The organism is Micrococcus sp. iso_229 (assembly GCF_058072725.1).
On sequence record NZ_CM176514.1, the window covers coordinates 26,915 to 43,798 of the forward strand.

At 73.8% G+C, this 16,884-nt stretch carries 16 protein-coding genes and 1 tRNA gene; 11 read left to right on the top strand and 6 right to left on the bottom strand.

The features are described from left to right. Nucleotides 1-561, bottom strand: a complete 561-nt coding sequence (locus AC3RKA_RS00120) for an FHA domain-containing protein FhaB/FipA (RefSeq protein WP_020624445.1) — start codon at nucleotides 559-561, stop codon at nucleotides 1-3. Beyond that, entirely contained in the window at nucleotides 558-1,475 is a 918-nt protein-coding gene (locus tag AC3RKA_RS00125) for an FHA domain-containing protein (protein WP_060774522.1), read from the bottom strand. Before AC3RKA_RS00125 ends, AC3RKA_RS00120 begins: the two co-directional genes overlap by 4 nt. Nucleotides 1,476-1,725: 250 nt before the next feature. Here AC3RKA_RS00125 and AC3RKA_RS00130 point away from each other — a divergent pair. Beyond that, a tRNA-Leu gene (locus tag AC3RKA_RS00130) sits at nucleotides 1,726-1,809 on the top strand. 74 nt (nucleotides 1,810-1,883) lie between these two features. Here AC3RKA_RS00130 and AC3RKA_RS00135 read toward each other — a convergent pair. After that, on the bottom strand, nucleotides 1,884-2,234 hold the full coding sequence (locus AC3RKA_RS00135; RefSeq protein WP_002858206.1) for a universal stress protein: 351 nt from the start codon (nucleotides 2,232-2,234) through the stop codon (nucleotides 1,884-1,886). Between the two features lie 176 nt (nucleotides 2,235-2,410). Between AC3RKA_RS00135 and AC3RKA_RS00140 the strand changes: the two genes are divergently transcribed. Genes AC3RKA_RS00140 through tctA form a run of 3 tightly spaced genes read left to right on the top strand, consistent with a single transcriptional unit; the run spans nucleotide 2,411 to nucleotide 5,482 of the window. Beyond that, nucleotides 2,411-3,418 carry a tripartite tricarboxylate transporter substrate binding protein gene (locus AC3RKA_RS00140; RefSeq protein WP_049160752.1) on the top strand — a complete coding sequence of 336 codons (1,008 nt, stop codon included), beginning with the start codon at nucleotides 2,411-2,413 and terminating at the stop codon, nucleotides 3,416-3,418. Continuing rightward, on the top strand, nucleotides 3,415-3,975 hold the full coding sequence (locus AC3RKA_RS00145) for a tripartite tricarboxylate transporter TctB family protein (RefSeq protein ID WP_049160748.1): 561 nt from the start codon (nucleotides 3,415-3,417) through the stop codon (nucleotides 3,973-3,975). The genes AC3RKA_RS00140 and AC3RKA_RS00145 overlap by 4 nt, the downstream gene beginning before the upstream one ends. Nucleotide 3,976: 1 nt before the next feature. Further along, a complete protein-coding gene (gene tctA / locus AC3RKA_RS00150) occupies nucleotides 3,977-5,482 on the top strand; it encodes a tripartite tricarboxylate transporter permease TctA (protein WP_002858211.1) in 1,506 nt (501 codons plus the stop codon). 111 nt (nucleotides 5,483-5,593) lie between these two features. Here tctA and AC3RKA_RS00155 read toward each other — a convergent pair whose 3' ends face one another. After that, nucleotides 5,594-6,559 carry an HpcH/HpaI aldolase/citrate lyase family protein gene (locus tag AC3RKA_RS00155; protein ID WP_060774525.1) on the bottom strand — a complete coding sequence of 322 codons (966 nt, stop codon included), beginning with the start codon at nucleotides 6,557-6,559 and terminating at the stop codon, nucleotides 5,594-5,596. A gap of 345 nt (nucleotides 6,560-6,904) precedes the next feature. On the opposite strand from AC3RKA_RS00155, the gene AC3RKA_RS00160 reads away from it, so the two are divergent. The 5 genes from AC3RKA_RS00160 (at nucleotide 6,905) to AC3RKA_RS00180 (ending at nucleotide 12,234) form a co-directional block, all read left to right on the top strand. Then, nucleotides 6,905-8,185 (top strand): Glu/Leu/Phe/Val family dehydrogenase, encoded by a 1,281-nt coding sequence (locus tag AC3RKA_RS00160; RefSeq protein ID WP_060774526.1) that lies wholly within the window; start codon nucleotides 6,905-6,907, stop codon nucleotides 8,183-8,185. Between the two features lie 263 nt (nucleotides 8,186-8,448). After that, nucleotides 8,449-9,000 carry a YceI family protein gene (locus tag AC3RKA_RS00165; protein WP_060774527.1) on the top strand — a complete coding sequence of 184 codons (552 nt, stop codon included), beginning with the start codon at nucleotides 8,449-8,451 and terminating at the stop codon, nucleotides 8,998-9,000. 72 nt (nucleotides 9,001-9,072) lie between these two features. Beyond that, the gene (locus tag AC3RKA_RS00170; protein WP_002858216.1) at nucleotides 9,073-9,798 is read left to right on the top strand and encodes a dienelactone hydrolase family protein; all 726 of its coding nucleotides are present in this window, start codon (nucleotides 9,073-9,075) and stop codon (nucleotides 9,796-9,798) included. Between the two features lie 86 nt (nucleotides 9,799-9,884). Next, nucleotides 9,885-10,790, top strand: a complete 906-nt coding sequence (locus AC3RKA_RS00175; RefSeq protein ID WP_002858217.1) for a hypothetical protein — start codon at nucleotides 9,885-9,887, stop codon at nucleotides 10,788-10,790. Nucleotides 10,791-10,842: 52 nt separating this feature from the next. Further along, nucleotides 10,843-12,234, top strand: a complete 1,392-nt coding sequence (locus AC3RKA_RS00180; protein WP_002858218.1) for an aspartate aminotransferase family protein — start codon at nucleotides 10,843-10,845, stop codon at nucleotides 12,232-12,234. A gap of 157 nt (nucleotides 12,235-12,391) precedes the next feature. On the opposite strand, the gene AC3RKA_RS00185 is transcribed toward AC3RKA_RS00180, so the two are convergent. Further along, complete coding sequence (locus AC3RKA_RS00185) at nucleotides 12,392-13,729, bottom strand: uracil-xanthine permease family protein (protein WP_002858219.1); 1,338 nt, start codon at nucleotides 13,727-13,729, stop codon at nucleotides 12,392-12,394. A 126-nt stretch (nucleotides 13,730-13,855) separates the two neighbouring features. Here AC3RKA_RS00185 and AC3RKA_RS00190 point away from each other — a divergent pair, with 126 nt between their 5' ends. Continuing rightward, complete coding sequence (locus AC3RKA_RS00190) at nucleotides 13,856-14,776, top strand: carbohydrate kinase family protein (protein WP_489727607.1); 921 nt, start codon at nucleotides 13,856-13,858, stop codon at nucleotides 14,774-14,776. Nucleotides 14,777-14,879: 103 nt separating this feature from the next. On the opposite strand, the gene AC3RKA_RS00195 is transcribed toward AC3RKA_RS00190, so the two are convergent. Further along, nucleotides 14,880-15,956 (bottom strand): malate dehydrogenase, encoded by a 1,077-nt coding sequence (locus tag AC3RKA_RS00195; RefSeq protein WP_489727289.1) that lies wholly within the window; start codon nucleotides 15,954-15,956, stop codon nucleotides 14,880-14,882. Nucleotides 15,957-16,029: 73 nt separating this feature from the next. On the opposite strand from AC3RKA_RS00195, the gene AC3RKA_RS00200 reads away from it, so the two are divergent. Further along, complete coding sequence (locus tag AC3RKA_RS00200) at nucleotides 16,030-16,878, top strand: HAD family hydrolase (protein WP_489727290.1); 849 nt, start codon at nucleotides 16,030-16,032, stop codon at nucleotides 16,876-16,878. Nucleotides 16,879-16,884: the final 6 nt, after the last annotated feature.

The window sequence follows — 16,884 nt, forward strand, 5'->3', positions numbered from 1 at the left end:
TCAGGCCTCGAGCTCCATGACGGTCTTGCCGATGCGGATGGCCGTGCCGGGGCCCACGGGCAGCGCGCGGGTGACGGGGGCGCCGTTCACGTAGGTGCCGTTCGTGGAGCCGAGGTCCTCGAGGAACCACCGGGTGCCCTGCGGGAACAGCCGGGCGTGGCGGCCGGAGGCGTAGTCGTCCACGAGCACCAGGTCGGCGTCCTGGGCGCGGCCCATCAGCAGGGGACGGCCCTCCAGAGCGATGGTCTGCCCGGCCTTCGGGCCCTCGACCACCCGCAGGGTCCGGGACAGCCGCGGGGCCGGCGTCGTCGGCGCGGATGCGGCGGGGGACGGCGTCGACGCGGGCGCGGGTCGGTCGACCGCGGACGAGCCCGCCCCGGCGACCCCGGCCGCGGGCACCGCGGTGACCAGGCCGGCGTCGCGCTGGGCCTGCTGGAGGCGCGTCTTGTTGCGCCGGCCGACCACGAGGTCACGGCCCTGCGCCATGACGATGGAGATGATCAGCACCCACAGGGCCAGCAGCAGGCCCATGCGGAGCACGGCGACGGCGAGCTCGCTCATGCGCGGCCCCCCGTCCCGCCGAAGAACAGCAGCTCGGTCTGGCCGACGGTCACCACGTCCCCGTCGCGCAGGGTGACGGAGCCGTCCACGCGGCGGCCGTTGACGAGCACGCCGTTGCGGCTGCCCAGGTCCAGGAGCGTGACCGTGGAGCCGACGGTGAGCAGGCGCAGGTGCTCGCGGGACACCGAGGAGTCCGGGATCACGAGGTCGGCACGCTCGGCCGAGCGGCCGAGGATGAGGTCGTCCCCGTCCAGGGGGAGCATGCGGCCGTCCAGCTCGAGGGCCGGGCCGGCGGGCACGGTCACGGGGCGGCCCATCACGACGGTCGGCTGGTCGGCGTGGGCGGGGGCGGCGGTCGTGGTCGGGGCGGCGGCCCGGCGGGGCGCCGGACGGGGCTCGACGCGCGGGGCGGGGGAGGGCTCGCGGGGTGGAGCCGCCGGCAGGTCCTCGACCAGTCGGTCCGGCGCCGCGGCGGTGGCTCCCGGGCCGTGGGCGGTGGCGGGCGAGGCGCCGTCGTCGTGGGGGGCCGGGGCGGTGAGCGAGCCGTCGTCCAGGCGGGTGACCACGCGCAGGTCCCCGGCGCGCACGTCCGCGTCCGGGTGGAAGGCGACCCGGACCGTGCCGGGCAGCGCATAGCCCTGGGAGTCGGCGTGGCGGATGACCTCGTCGCACAGCTCGCTGGCGAGGGTGGACCCCCACGAGCGGGCGCGCTCGAAGTCGGCGGGGGAGAAATGGACCACGTAGCTGTTGGGCGCGACCGTGTGGCCCTCGGACAGCGCGAACGACTCGTCGTCCATCGCCTGTCGCAGGGCCGAGGCGATCTCCACCGGCTTGACCGCCCGCGGACCGCCGGCCGAGAAGGCCGAGCGCACGGCCCGCTCCAGGCCGCGTTCGAGGTTGTCCAGAAGTCCCACGACGGGGCCCCTTTCCACAGTTGTCCGTCCCGATACTACGGGCCGGGCTGGGAGACCGCCGAGAACAGCGGGATTCTGCGGGGTGGAGAGCGGGTGGGAGAGGTGCCGGAGGGGGCGCGCCACGGGCGTGGCGGGGACGCGGGGGTGGGCGTCGGGGTCGATTTGCACGCCCGGGCGGGCGGGGGTTAGAGTATTCCTCGCTGCCTGTGACGGTCGCCGGATGTCCGGAGCCGAGATCAGGAAGCCGCTCGCGCGAGTGGCGGAATTGGTAGACGCGCTGGCTTCAGGTGCCAGTGTTCGCAAGGACGTGGGGGTTCAAGTCCCCCCTCGCGCACCGAGGACGAAGGCCCCGGAACCACACGGTTCCGGGGCCTTCGGCGTTCCCGGGCTGGTCCGGGCGGGCGGCCCTCACGGCTTGACGCACACCACCGGGACGCGCGCCTCGAGGATGATCTGCTGCGCGGCCGATCCCAGCAGCAGCTTGCCCACGGGGGAGCGGTGCTTCACGCCCACCACGATCCGGCTCGCACCCACGCGCTCGGCGTGCTCGAGCAGGTCGCCGACGGCGTCCCGGCCGCGCTCCTGGGCGTGCGCCACGGACACGGCGACGCCGGCCTCGCGCGACTCCGCCTCGTCCGGCTCGGTCCCGTCGAGGGAGAACCAGACCACGTCCTCTCCGCGCAGGGCCGCCTCGGCCAGGGCGGCCCGCCAGGCCGCGGCGCTCTCGGGGGTGCTGGTTCCGGTGCTGATGATCGTCATGGGGACCACTGTGCGTCATGGTCGCGGTCCCCGTCACCACCCGGACCGGTTGTCGTCGGTCACTCTTCGGACGCAGAGCGCACGCGGCCCCGCTGCGCTGTTACCGTGACCTCCACCACTCGCACCTCTCCCCGGCGCCACTCCCTGGCGGCGGGGTGTCTCTGTTAGGAACCGCCATGTCCTCCACCTCCCCCGACGGCCCCCCGCGCCGACGCACGGGGATCGGCCGGATCGTCTTCAGCGTGATCGCGGTGCTCACCGTGCTCGCGGCCTCCGCCTTCTCCGTCCGCTCGGCCTCGGGAGGCAACGACATCCGCACCAACCTGACCCTCATCGCCCCCGCGGCCGCCGGCGGCGGCTGGGACTCGTTCCAGCGCGAGCTGCAGCAGACCATGCGCGTCAACGGGCTGGTGAACAACGTCCAGGTGGTCAACATCCCCGGTGCCGGTGGCAACATCGCCCTCGGCCAGCTGACCACGCTCGAGGACGCGAACAACCTCATGGTGGGCGGCACCGGACAGATCGCCGCCCACGCGGCCCGTGGCACCGGCCCCGAGCTCTCCCAGGTCACCGCGGTCAGCCGCGTCGTCGAGGAGTACAGCCTCGTGGTGGTCCCGGCGGACTCGCCGTACCAGAGCATGGACGACCTGGTGACCGCCTGGCGCGCCGATCCCGCCCACGTGGCGTGGACCGGCGGCGGCTCCTTCGACCAGCTCGTCATGGCGGACATCGCCCGCACGGCCGACGTGCCGGTCGCGGACACCACCTACATCCCGTCCGACGGCGGCGGCGAGGCCATCCAGGCCCTGCTCAACGGCACCGCCCAGGCCTCCGCCGGCGGCTTCGCGGACATCTACCCGCAGGTCCAGGCCGGCCGACTGCGCGCCCTCGGCGTGGTGGCGGCCGAGCCGCTGGCCGGCGTCGAGGAGATCCCGACCCTGCGCTCCCAGGGCTACGACGTCACGCTCACCAACTGGCGCGCCCTGTTCGTGCCCCCGGGCGTCTCCGCGGAGGAGCGCACCGAGCTCGAGGCCCTCATCGCCGAGGCGGTGGACACCCCCGAGTGGAAGGAGGCGGTGCAGCGCAACTACTGGAACCCCGTGCCCCTCTCCGGCGCCGAACTCGAGGAGTTCATCGCCGCCGAGAAGGAGCGCATCGGCACGCTGACGGAGGAGATCAAGTGAGCCACGCATCCACCGTCCCCCCCGCCGCCGACGCCCCCTCCCGCTGGGGGCGCGCCGCCGGGCTCTCCGGACTCGTCATGCCCGCCGTGCTGGCCGCGTTCAGCCTCTACCTGCTGGTGGGGTCCCTGGCCATGGACACCGACGGCGCCGACTTCCCCGGCCCGGACTTCTTCCCGCTGATCCTCGCGGTCGCGGGCCTCGTGATCGCCGCCGCGCTCGCGGTGGAGGTCGTGCGCGTGCGCCAGGCCCCCGAGGGCCAGGCCGACGCGGACGGCGAGGTCGGCCAGGCGGCCGGCCCGCTGACCCTGTTCCACTCGGACTTCGGCGCGCTGGCCTGGTGCTTCCTCGGCTTCCTCGCGTTCGCCGTCCTGCTGCCCTGGCTGGGGTGGATCCTCGCCGGGGCGCTGCTGTTCTGGTGCGTCACGCGCGCGTTCGGCGCCCCGCACCCCGTGTTCGACATCCTCGTCGCCCTGTTCGTCTCCTCGCTGGCCTACCTCGGCTTCGCGGTGGCCCTGGGCCTGACCCTGCCCTCGGGCATCCTGGGAGGTGGCTTCTGACATGGAGACCCTCGGACTCCTCATGGAGGGCTTCGCCGGAGCCCTCACCCCCATGAACCTGCTCTGGGTGGTGCTGGGCTGTCTGCTCGGCACCGCGGTCGGCGTGATGCCCGGACTGGGCTCCTCGATGGCCGTGGCCCTGCTGCTGCCCATGACCTTCGCCCTCGAGCCCACTGCGGCGTTCATCATGTTCTCCGGCGTGTACTTCGGCGGCCTCTTCGGCGACTCCACCATGGCCATCCTCATGAACACCCCCGGCCAGGCCTCGGCCATCGCCTCCACGTTCGAGGGCCACCGCATGGCCCAGGACGGCCGGGCGGCCCAGGCCCTGGCGACGGCGGCGCTCGGCGCCTTCATCGGCGGCATGGTGGCCTCGGTGTGCGTCGTGTTCCTCGCCCCCGTCCTGGCGGAGTTCTCCACGAGCTTCGGCCCCGCGGAGTACTTCGCGCTCGCGCTCTTCGCGTTCGTGGCCACCTCCTCGGTGGTCGCCGACTCGGTGCTGCGCGGCCTGGCCTCCCTGGTGCTGGGACTGGGCATCGCCGTCGTCGGGATCGACGCGGTGACCGGCACCGAGCGCTTCACGATGGGCTCCCCGCAGCTGTTCGACGGCATCCCGCTCGTGACCGTCACGGTGGCGATCCTCGCGCTCGGCGAGGTGTTCCACGTGGCCTCCCGGGTGCGCCGCGAGCACGAGGACCTGCGCATCCGTCGCACCGGCCGGCCGTGGCTGTCGGGCGCCGAGTTCCGCGAGGCCGCCCCGGCGTGGCTGCGCGGCACGGCGATCGGCCTGCCGTTCGGCATCGTGCCGGTGGGCGGCTCCGAGGTGCCGACGTTCCTGGCGTACTCGGCCGAGCGGCGCCTGGACCGGCGCCGGGCGCATCCGCAGTTCGGCCGCGGCGCGATCCGCGGGCTGGCGGCCCCGGAGGCCGCGGGCAACTCGACCACCGGCATGGCGATGGGTGCCCTGCTCACGCTCGGCCTGCCCGTCTCCGCGACGGCGGCCATCATGCTGGCGGCGTTCCGCCAGTACGGGCTGCAGCCCGGCCCCCTGCTGTTCGACCGCAGCCCGGACCTCGTGTGGGCGCTGTTGGCGAGCTTCTTCATCGCGATGATCGTGCTGCTGGCGATCAACCTGCCGTTCGCGCAGCTGTGGGCCAAGCTCCTGCTCATCCCGAAGCACTACCTCTACGCGGGGATCACGCTGTTCTGCGGGCTGGGCATCTACGCCACCACGGGCGCGGTGTTCGACCTGCTGATGCTTCTGGGGATCGGCGTGCTGGGCTTCCTGATGCGGCGGTACGGCTACCCGCTGGCGCCGCTGATGATCGGCATGGTGCTCGGCCCGCTCGCGGAGACCAGCCTGCGCGACGCCCTGCTCAGCTCGGTGGGCGACCCGGCCGTGCTCGTCTCCACCCCCATCACGTGGGTGATCTACGGGATCCTGGCGATCGTGCTGGCGTTCTCGGTGCGGGCCGCCGTCGTGCGCCGGACGCGTCAGGACGTGTGAGCGGAGGCGGGATCCGCGCCCCCCAAGGCAACGCGGGTTGAGTTGTCACCGGTGTGCGGCCTCCGCACCCGTGACAACTCAACCCGCGTTTCTGGTGGGCGGTGGCCCCGCTCAGTAGTGGTACGTGTCCGAGGGTGCCGTGATCGCGTTGTCCTGGTCCGGATACCGCGTGGAGTGCACCCCGAACGCGGCGGCCAGCCCGAGGATCTTCTCCGCGCGGGCCTTGCGGGGCAGGTCGGAGCCGTTGCGGATCTCGCCGCCGTCGGCCTCGAAGTCCGCGAGGAACTCGTGGGCCCACGCCAGCTCCTCCTGGGACGGGCTGAGCCCTTCGTTCACGGCCGCGCACTGCTCCGGCGCGAGGCACAGCTTGCCGGTCATGCCGAACTCCGCGGTCACCGCCGTCGCCTCGGCGAGCTTCACGCCGGTGGAGCCCACGGTGGGCCCGTCGATCGCGCCCGGCAGCCCCGTGGCCTTCGCCGCGATCGTGAACTGGGACCGCGTGTACGCCAGCGCCATCGGCGACTCGCCCAGGCCGGTGTCACGGCGGAAGTCGCCGATCCCGAAGGCCAGCCGGAACGTGCCCTTCGCGGCGGCGATCGAGTCGATCCGCTGCAGCCCGCGCGCCGTCTCCACGAGCGCCACGACGGGCACCCCGGGCAGCCGTCGGGCGGTCTCGTTCACGTGGTCCGTGGACTCCACCATCGCCAGCACGACGCCGGCCAGGCCGCCCTCGGCGACCGGCCCGCCCAGGTGCGCGGGAAGGGCCGTGGCGAGCGCCTCGACGTCCTCCTCCCACCACCGCGAGCCGTAGCCGTTGAGCCGCACCCAGCCGGTGTGACCGGAGGTCAGCCACGCGACGGCGTCCGCGCGGGCCCGGTCCTTGTCCTTGGGGGCCACGGCGTCCTCGATGTCGAGGATGACGATGTCCGCGGCCGAGTCCTCGGCGGGCTGGAACCGCTCGGGCTGGGCGGCGTTGACCAGCAGCCAGGAGCGGGCGAGCTCCGGGTCGATGCGCTGGCCGGGCACGGCCTGGAACGCGGGGGAGGGGGTGATCGCGGCGGGCAGGGTCACGGTCATGAAAGGGCTCCTTCACGGGGCTGGGGCGTCGGGCCGAGGTCGCGGGCGGGGTGCCTCGCGCGGCGGACGGCCGGGGGACGGACCAGGTGGGCCCTGAGCGAGCGGCGTCGGTTCGACGCCGAAGGGCGCCGCGGGTGTGCGGCGCGTCCACAGCACAGTACACGCCGCTGTGTCCGACGTCACCCGGGTGAGCGTGGATCTCGGCTCAGAAGGGGTGACGGGTGACCGGGGAGCGCGTAGCGTTCATCGGGGTCCGGACGACGTCGGCCGCGCAATGGGGCGCGGCCCTCCGCGCGTCGGTCGGGCCGCGACACATCCCTGCCCACCGGACCACGAGGACGCTCAATGACGAGGATCCCCGCCGAGGACGAGGCCGTGACGGCCCCCTCCTCCCCGCTCGACAACGCCCTGGCCCAGCTCTCCGCCGCCGTGAAGACGCTCGGCTACGACGAGGGCCTGCACCAGATGCTCGCCGCCCCCCGCCGCGAGATGGCCGTCTCCATCCCCCTGCGCCGCGACGACGGCTCCACCGAGGTGCTCCGCGGCTACCGCGTGCAGCACAACTTCTCCCGCGGCCCGGCCAAGGGCGGGGTGCGCTTCAGCCTGGACGTGGACCTGGACGAGGTCCGCGCGCTGGCCATGTGGATGACCTGGAAGTGCGCCCTGCTGGACGTGCCCTACGGCGGCGCCAAGGGCGGGGTGACCATCGACCCGCGCCAGTACTCGAAGGCCGAGCTCGAGCGCGTGACCCGTCGCTACACCTCCGAGATCCAGCCGATCATCGGCCCCGAGGTGGACATCCCCGCCCCGGACGTGGGCACGGACGAGCAGACCATGGCCTGGATGATGGACACCTACTCGGTGAACGTCGGCCACACCACGCTCGGCGTGGTCACCGGCAAGCCCGTCTCGCTCGGCGGCTCGCTGGGCCGCGCCTCCGCCACCTCGGCGGGCGTGGTCCACGTGGCGCTCGCCGCGCTCGAGCACCTCGGCATCGAGCCGTCGCGGGCGACGGCGGCGGTCCAGGGCTTCGGCAAGGTCGGCGCCGGCACGGTCGAGCTGCTCGAGGCGGCCGGCGTGAAGGTCGTGGCCGTGTCGGACCAGTACGGCGCCGTGCGCGACGACGAGGGCCTGCACTACGACGCCCTGCAGAGGCAGCTCTGGGACACCGGCTCCGTGAAGGACACCCCCGGCACCGCGTCCATGGACGCGGACGAGCTGCTCGAGATGGACGTGGACCTCGTGGTCCCGGCCGCCGTGCAGTCCGTGCTGACCGAGGAGAACGCCCCGCGCGTGCGCGCCCGGCTGGTGGTGGAGGGCGCCAACGGCCCCACCACGGGCGAGGCCGACCGCATCCTCGCGGAGAAGGGCGTCCTGGTCGTCCCGGACATCCTGGCCAACGCCGGCGGCGTGATCGTCTCCTACTTCGAGTGGGTCCAGGCGAACCAGGCCTACTGGTGGAGCCGTGAGGAGGTGGACGAGCGCCTGAAGCAGCGCATGGTCGCCGCGTGGCAGGCCGTGCTGGCCACCTCCGAGAGCCGCCGCGTGAGCCTGCGCGAGGCCGCCACCCTGACCGCCGTGCAGCGCGTGGCCGAGGCCCACCGCACTCGCGGCCTCTACCCGTGACGGGGGGCGGCCCCGCCGCCTGACCCCGCGCCGACGGCCCGGAACCCCCACAGGTTCCGGGCCGTCGTCGTGGGTGGGCGCGGCCCGATGGGCCCCCGCGGCCCGTGACGTCCGTCTCTCTTTCGAATTTTGACGACCAGGCATGGACAACCCGCCCGGATGATGTTTAAATTTGAAACAAGTTCGGAGGCCACGGAGCCCTCGCCCCCCGCGGCGGCCCACCCCGGACACACCAGACAGATCCGCTTCAGAAGGAGCACCCCATGCACGCCATCACCACCGGAACCTGGAATCTCGACGCTGCCCACTCGGACGTCGACTTCGTCGTCCGCCACGCGGGCATCTCCAAGGTGCGCGGCACCTTCCACGCCGTGGAGGGCCAGCTCGTCATCACCGAGCAGTTCACCCAGTCCTCCGTCGACGTGACCGTCGACGTCGCCTCCATCAGCACCAAGAACGAGGGCCGCGACGCCCACCTGCGCTCCGCCGACTTCTTCGACGTGGAGCAGTTCCCCACCATGACCTTCCGCTCCACCGAGGTCCGCGGCGAGCCCGAGGAGTTCACCCTGGTCGGCGAGCTGACGCTGCACGGCGTCACCCAGACCGTGGAGCTCGAGGCCGAGTTCGGCGGCCAGGACAAGGATCCCTTCGGCGCGACCCGCGTGGGCTTCGAGGCCACCGGCGAGATCTCCCGCAAGGACTTCGGCCTGACCTGGAACGCGGCCACCGAGGCCGGCGGCGTCCTGGTCTCGGACAAGGTGAAGCTCGAGATCGGCGCCGCCTTCGTGCTGCCCGAGGCCGACGCCCAGGCCTGAGCCTGAGTCGACCTCGCGCGTCGAGACCGGGTCCCTCGATGAGGGGCCCGGTCTCCTCGTAGGGTGGGGCCCATGATGGCTTCGAAGACCCCGCACCAGAACGTCACGTTCGACCTGCCCACCAAGGACGCCGGCCAGGACGGCGACCGGACGGGCCACGGCTACCTCGCGCTGCCCGCCTCCGGGAAGGGTCCCGGCGTGATCGTGATCCAGGAGTGGTGGGGCCTGGTGGACCACATCAAGGATGTGTGCGACCGCCTCGCCGACCTCGGCTTCGTCGCGCTCGCCCCCGACCTCTACGGCGGCTGGATCGCCCACGACGGCGACGAGGCCGGCGAGATGATGCAGAACCTGCCCGCCGAGGAGGGCGCCCGTCAGCTCGCCGGCGCCGTCGACTGGCTCCTGGCCCGGGACGAGGTGACCTCGCAGACCGTGGGCGCGATCGGCTTCTGCATGGGCGGCGGCTTCGTGCTCGCCCTCGCAGCCCAGCAGGGGGACAAGGTCTCCGCCGCCGTGCCCTTCTACGGCGTGGGCCAGGGCGTGCCCGGCGACTTCTCCGGCGTCACCGCCGCCGTCCAGGGCCACTACGCCGAACAGGACGACTCCTTCCCCGTCGAGGACGCGCGGAGGCAGGAGCAGCAGATCCGCGAGGAGTCCGGGGCCGACGTCGAGTACTTCTACTACGACGCCCCGCACGCCTTCCACAACGACGAGAACCCCCAGGGCAACCACCGGCCCGAGGCCGCGGCCCTCGCCTGGGACCGCGCGGTCTCCTTCCTGAAGGAGAAGGTCCGCTGAGCGGCTCCCGTGGCGGCCGGGGCGGGAAGTCCCGCGCGAGCAGGGGCGGCCCCGCCCGGTCCACCCGCTCCGGCGGCGGGCGCGGCGTGGCCAAGGGCGTGAAGCCCGCGGGCCGCGCCGGAGGTGAGGGCCGGCGTCGTCCCGCGCCCGCGCCACCGGCCGACCTGCCCGTCCCGCCTGAGACCCTCTTCCTGGCCACCATCCCCGGGGCCACGCCGTCCACGTGGGTGGAGCGGTTCACCACCCGCCAGCGCACGGTGCAGCTCGTCAACCACGACGACGCCGCCCAGCTGGCCCACCTCGCCCACGACGACGCCGGTCAGCCCCGCCACTTCCTGCCGCAGCTGGGCTACGTGCGGCGCCGCCGCGACGTGCCCGCCGAGGAGTTCCTGCGCGCCGGCGGCGTCGACCCGCGGCACGTGCACCTCGTGGGCGTGTACTCCGAGCTGCCGGTGGTGTGCGTGGGCAGGGACCACCTGCTCGCCGCGTGGGACGTGGACGCGGACGGCCCGGTGTCGCCCGCCGAGCTCGACCCGGACGAGGAGCTGGATCCCGCCCGCTTCGCCCCGGCCCCCAGCGCGGAGCCGATGGACGCCGCCGAGCTGCCCGGCGCGGGCGAGCGGATGGCCCTGGAGATCGCCGCGTCCGGCGCCGGCCACGTCGTGCTGCCGATGTCCGTGGCCCGCATGTTCGGCCGCAAGGACGTGATCGTGCTGCCGCTGGCCTCCACCCTCGACGACACCGTGGGCCTGTCCCGCGCCGACCGCGAGGCCGCCGCCACGCGGTCCGCGCTCGCGGACGAGCAGGCGCGGACCGAGGCGGAGGCGGGCGCCGCCGTCGTCGACGGGCCGGATTCCGCGGGTCAGGGCGACGACGACGCCCGCCACCCCGGCTGGGACGTCGCCCTGGCCTGGCTCAAGGCGGTCGACTCGGAGCTCGTGCAGGCGTTCGTGGGGGTGGCGCGCGGGCGAAGGGGCGCCAGCTCGCGCTGAGGGCAGGCCTGCCTATGCTCGGAATGACCCGCATCACACTCAAGGAGGGCGCATGTCCGAGCATCAGCAGCACGTCGGTCGCCGGGACCCCCGGATCAGCGACGAGGCCATCGAGCGGGGCCGCCGCGCCCACGAGCTCGACCGCGCGCACGTGTTCCACTCGTGGAGCGCGCAGCGCGACCTGAATCCCATGACCATCCTCGACGCCGAGGGGTCGTGGGTGTGGGACGGCGAGGGTCGGCCCATGGTCGACTTCAGCGGGCAGCTCGTCTTCACGAACGTCGGCCACCGCCACCCGAAGATCGTGGCCGCGATCCGCGAGCAGGCCGAGACGCTGGCCACCGTGGCCCCGCAGCACGTCAACGACGCCCGGTCCGAGGCGGCCCGGCTGATCACGGAGCGGCTGCCGGAATCCATCAACCACGTGTTCTTCACGAACGCGGGCGCGGAGGCCAACGAGCACGCGGTGCGGATGGCGCGCCTGCACACGGGCCGGCACAAGGTGCTCTCCGCGTACCTCTCGTACCACGGCGCCACGCGCCTGACGGCGAACCTGACCGGCTCCCTGCGGCGCGTGGGCTCGGACTCGGCCTCCGACGGCGTCGTGCACTTCCAGCCCGCGTACACGTACCGCTCCGCTTTCGGCTCGGAGAGCGACGAGCAGGAGGCCGAGCGCGCGCTGGCCCACCTGCGCGACGTGATCGAGCTCGAGGGCCCCTCCACCGTGGCCGCCGTGGTCCTCGAGGCCGTCCCCGGCACCGCGGGCATCTTCCTGCCGCCGCCGGGCTACATGGCCGGCGTCGGGGAGCTGTGCCGCGAGCACGGGATCCTGCTGATCATCGACGAGGTCATGGTCGGCTTCGGCCGCGTGGGCGAGTGGTTCGGCCATCAGCTCACGGGCGTCACCCCGGACATCGTCACGTTCGCCAAGGGGGTCAACTCCGGGTACGTGCCGCTGGGCGGCGTCGCCATGAGCGACGACGTCTACGAGAGCTTCGCGACCACGCCCTACCCCGGCGGCCTGACCTACTCGGGCCACCCCCTCGCGTGCGCGGCCGCCGTCGCCGCGATCACCGCGATGGAGGAGGAGGGCATGGTCGCCCACGCGAAGCGGATCGGCGGTCAGATCATCGGGCCGCGCCTGGCCGAGATCGCCGCGGCCCATCCGAGCGTGGGCGATGTGCGCGGCGCCGGCGCGTTCTGGGCCGTCGAGCTGGTGAAGGACCGGCAGACCCGGGAGCGGCTGGCCCCGCTCGGTCAGGTCGCGCCCGTGATGGGGCGGATGATGGCCGAGGCCAAGGACCGGGGGCTGCTGCTGTTCATGGCCGAGAACCGGTTCCACCTGTGCCCGCCGCTGAACATCTCGGACGAGGACCTGCGCTTCGGCCTCGACGTGCTCGACCAGGTCCTCACCCTCGCCGACGAGGAGGTCGCGGCCGGCTGACGGGCACTGCCCCCAGCCCCGCCTCGCCCCGCCCCCGCCCCGCGCAGCCCAGCCCAGCCCAGCGCTTTCGAACGTGAAATGGGGGTTCTCAGCGCTTTCGGTCGTGAGATTGGCCCTATCTCACGACCGAAAGGGCGCGGCGGGTCGGGGTCGGGGGTCAGCCGAGTCGCCCGGCCTCCGAGGCCTCGAACTGCTCCTCGTCCTCGGGCACCGGCTCGGTGCCGCGGGCGCGGGCGATCGCCGTCATGAGGTGGTACACCACCAGGGCGGCGACCGTGCCGAGCGTGATGCCGCCGAAGACGAGCCCGCCCACCACGAGCTGGGGGTCGGCGATCGCGATGATCAGGCCCGCACCCGCCGTCATGAGGTTCACGGTGTTGGAGAAGTCCACGCGGTTCTGCACCCAGATGCGCACGCCCATCATGCCGATCATCCCGTAGAGGATGATGCCCGCGCCGCCGGCCACCCCGGCCGGGATGGTGGCGACGGCGGCCCCGAACTTCGGCAGGAACGCGAGGGCGATCGCGGTGAGGCCGGCCACCCAATACGCCGCGGTCGAGTAGACGCGCGAGCTGGCCATCACGCCGATGTTCTCCGCATACGTGGTGGTGCCGACGCCGCCGCCCGCGCCGGAGAGCATGGTGGACAGGCCGTCCGCGATGAGGGCACGGCCGGTGAGCGGGTCCAGGTCGCGCTTGGTCATCAGCCCGACGGTCCTGACATGGCCGATGTTCTCCGCGACCAGCACGAGCACCACGGGCAGGAACAGGGGCAGCAGGTCCCAGCGCAGCTCCGGGCCGTGGAAGGGCGGCAGCCCGATCCAGGCGGCCTCCCCGACGGCGGCGAAGTCCACCTGGCCCTGCGCGAGGGCCAGCAGGTAGCCCACCACGATGCCCACGAGGATGGACAGGCGGCCCAGGAGTCCCCGGAACGCCACCGCCGTGAGCACCACCGCCAGGGCCGTGCCGAACGTGGTGACGGGCACCTCCTGCATGGCCGTCGTCGTGGCGCCGGCGAGGTTGAGGCCGATCAGGGCCACGATCGTGCCCATCACCGCCGGCGGCATGAGCGCGTGGATCCAGCCGGTGCCGGCGCGGTGCACGATCGCGCCGATCACCGTGAGCAGCAGGCCCGTCACGAGGATGCCGCCGAGCGCGGCCCCCGTGCCGCCGATCGTGGCGGCGGCCGTCAGCGGTGCGATGAACGCGAACGAGCTGCCCAGGTACGAGGGCAGGCGGTTGCCCGTGATGACCAGGAAGAGCAGGGTGCCGAGGCCGGAGAAGAGCAGCGCCGTCGTCGCGGGCATGCCGGTCAGGGCGGGCACGAGCACGGTGGCGCCGAACATGGCCATCACGTGCTGCACGCCGATGCCCACGGTCCGCGGCCAGCTCAGCCGCTCGTCCGGGGCGACGACGGTGCCCGGGGTGATGGTGCGGCCGTCGCCGTGGAGGCGCCAGCCGGGGCCGCGTGAGGGCCGGGTGGGGGTGGGGGACATGGCCGCCTGCCGAGGGGTCGGGGATGGGGGTGTCGGGCGTTTCTCGGGGGCCTGGAAGCCTGCGCACAGCCCCGGTTCCGCGCCGGTGATTAGGGTACCGTGGGGCGCGTGGCTCAGTACTGTGGTGTGATCGGAGAGGCGCTCGTCGACGTCGTGGTCTCGGACACCGCGACCCCCCGCGTGCACGTCGGTGGCAGCCCCCTGAACGTGGCCGTGGGCCTGAGCCGGCTGGAGCGGCCCGTCCTGTTCGCCGGCCGCCTCGGCCGCGATGCGCACGGGGACATGATCGCCTCGCACCTGCGGGAGAACGGCGTGCGCTGCCTGCTCGGGCCGGATGCCGCCGCCACCTCCGTGGCCACCGCCCGCCTGGACCCCACGGGTGCCGCCAGCTATGAGTTCGAGCTGGACTGGACGCTGCCGCCCGCCACCGCGCTCGCCCGGGACTTCGACGACGCCGCCGGCGGCCCCCTGCACCACATGCATGCCGGCTCCATCGCCACCATGCTCGCCCCCGGCGACGCCGAGGTGATGGCCCTGCTCGAGCGGATCTCCGCGGTGACGACCATCAGCTACGACCCCAACGTGCGGCCCACGATCGTGCCGGACCGGGCGTTCGCCCGCGCCCGCGCGGAGGAGTCCGTGCGGCTGGCGGACGTGGTGCACGCCTCGGACGAGGACATCGCGTGGCTGTACCCGGACCGCCCGCTGCGCGAGTCGCTGCAGGCGTGGCAGCAGATGGGCCCGGCGTTCGTGGTGATGACCCGCGGCGCCGAGGACATCGTGGCCGTCAGCGCGCACGGCGTGGTGGAGCGGCCGATCGTGCCCGTGGACGTCGCGGATACCGTGGGCGCCGGTGACTCGTTCACCGCCGCCCTGCTCGCCGCCCTCGACGACCGCTCCCTGCTGGGCGCCGCGAACCGCGGCCGCCTGCACGCGATGGACCCGGCCGACGTCGAGTCGGTGCTGATCTACGCCTCCCGCGCGTCGGCGATCACGGCCTCCCGCCCGGGCGCGGACCCGCCCACGCGGGCCGAGCTCGCGGACTGATCCGACGCCCGCCCGTCCCCGCACGAATCTGTTGCGCATCTGACCCTTCCGGCGGGTGGGGACGCCCCCAGAAGGGTCAGAGACGCAGACGATCCCGGCCGCCTCAGAGCAGGCCCAGCCCTCGCACGGCGTCGCGCTCGGCCTCCAGCTCGGCGACGGTCGCGGCCAGCCGCCCGCCCTCACCCGGCAGCACGGACTCGTCCGGCTCCAGCCCCGGCACGATCCGCCACGCGGTGCCGCCGTCGGAGGTCACGGGGAACGAGCTGATCAGCCCCTCCGGCACCCCGTAGGAGCCGTCCGAGACCACCGCGGCCGACGTCCGGCGCGGCGCACCGTCCGCGTCCACACCGGTGCCGAGGGTCCAGTCGCGGATGTGGTCGATCGCCGCGGACGCCGCCGACGCCGCCGAGCTCGCCCCGCGCACCTCGATGATCTCCGCGCCCCGCTTAGCCACGCGCGGCACGAACTCCTCGCCCGCCCACACCGGGTCCACCACCTCGAGCGCCGGCCGCCACGTCCCGTCCACCCGCACGCGGGCATGGGTGAGGTCCGGGAACTGGGTGGCGGAGTGGTTGCCCCAGATCGTCACGCCGGACACGTCCGTCACCGCGACGCCGGCCTGCGCCGCCAGCTGCGCCACGGCCCGGTTGTGGTCCAGCCGGGTCAGCGCCGTGAAGCGTTCGGCCGGCACGTCCGGGGCGTGCGCGGCGGCGATCAGCGCGTTGGTGTTGGCCGGGTTCCCGACGACGACGACCCGCACGTCCTGCGCCGCGTGGTCGTTGATCGCCCGGCCCTGCGGCCCGAAGATCCCGCCGTTCGCCTCGAGCAGGTCGCCGCGCTCCATGCCCTTCGTGCGCGGCCGCGCGCCGACGAGCAGCGCGTGCTGGACGCCGTCGAAGGCGCGTGCCGGGTCGTCCGTGACCTCCACGTCGGCCAGCAGCGGGAAGGCCGCGTCGGCGAGCTCCATGGCGGTGCCCTCCGCGGCGCCCAGGGCGGCCGGGATCTCGAGCAGGCGCAGCCGGACCGGGGTGTCCGGGCCGAGCATCCCGCCGGCGGCGATGCGGAAGAGCAGCGCGTAGCCGATGTTGCCGGCGGCGCCGGTGACGGTGACCGTGCGGGGCGTCGTCGACGCGGGGTCCGGGGCGGTGTCCTGTGCGGTGGTCTGCTGTGCGGTGTCCACGCCCCCATCGTGCCCCCGCTCGCCCGCGGAGGACACCCCGGCCCGCCGCACGGCCCCGGCCTAGACTGAGCGCATGCCCGCCCTGCCCCTGCCCTCGCGCCGTCCGCGGATGATCGCGACGGACCTGGACGGCACCATCATCGGGTACCGGCACACGCGGTCGGGGCGCCTGAGCCCGCGCACCATCGCGGCGCTGCGGGACGCCCACGACGCCGGCGTCGAGGTGGTGTTCGTGACCGGCCGTCCCCTCCGCTGGCTCGGCCCGCTGAGCGCGCAGCTCGGTCCCGTCGGCCCGGTGATCTGCTCCAACGGCGCCGTCGTCGTGGACACCGCCACGGACGACGTGCTGATCGCCCACCCCATGCCCGTCGAGGCCGTGTGGACCGCCACGGACCGGCTGCGCGCCCTGGACCGCACCGTGTCCTTCGGCGCCGAGACCCTCGAGGGCTTCTTCTGGGAGCACGCGTTCTCCGAGCGCGCCGAGTTCCGGGCCGAGGTCCACGCGGCGGCCACGCTCGAGGCCGCGCTGCCGGGTCGGCTGGGCGTGGTGAAGCTGCTGGCCCGCTCGGACACCCTGGCCCCGGACGCCTTCCTCGCCGCGGCCCGCGCCGAGCTGGACGAGCTCGTGAGCGCCACGCACTCCGCGCCCGGCATCGCGCTCGTGGAGATGTCCGCGCCGGGCGTGCACAAGGCCGCGACCCTCGCCGAGTTCGCCGCGAGCAAGGGGGTCGCGCCGGCCGACGTCGTCGCGTTCGGGGACATGCCCAACGACCTGGAGATGCTCCAGTGGGCCGGTCTCGGCCTGGCCGTGGCCTCGGGCCACCCGTCGCTGCTGGCCGCGGCGGACGGCGTGGTCGGGGCGTGCGACGACGACGGGGTGGCCGCCACCGTCGAACGCCTGCTGGAGCTGCCCACGGACTGAGCCGCG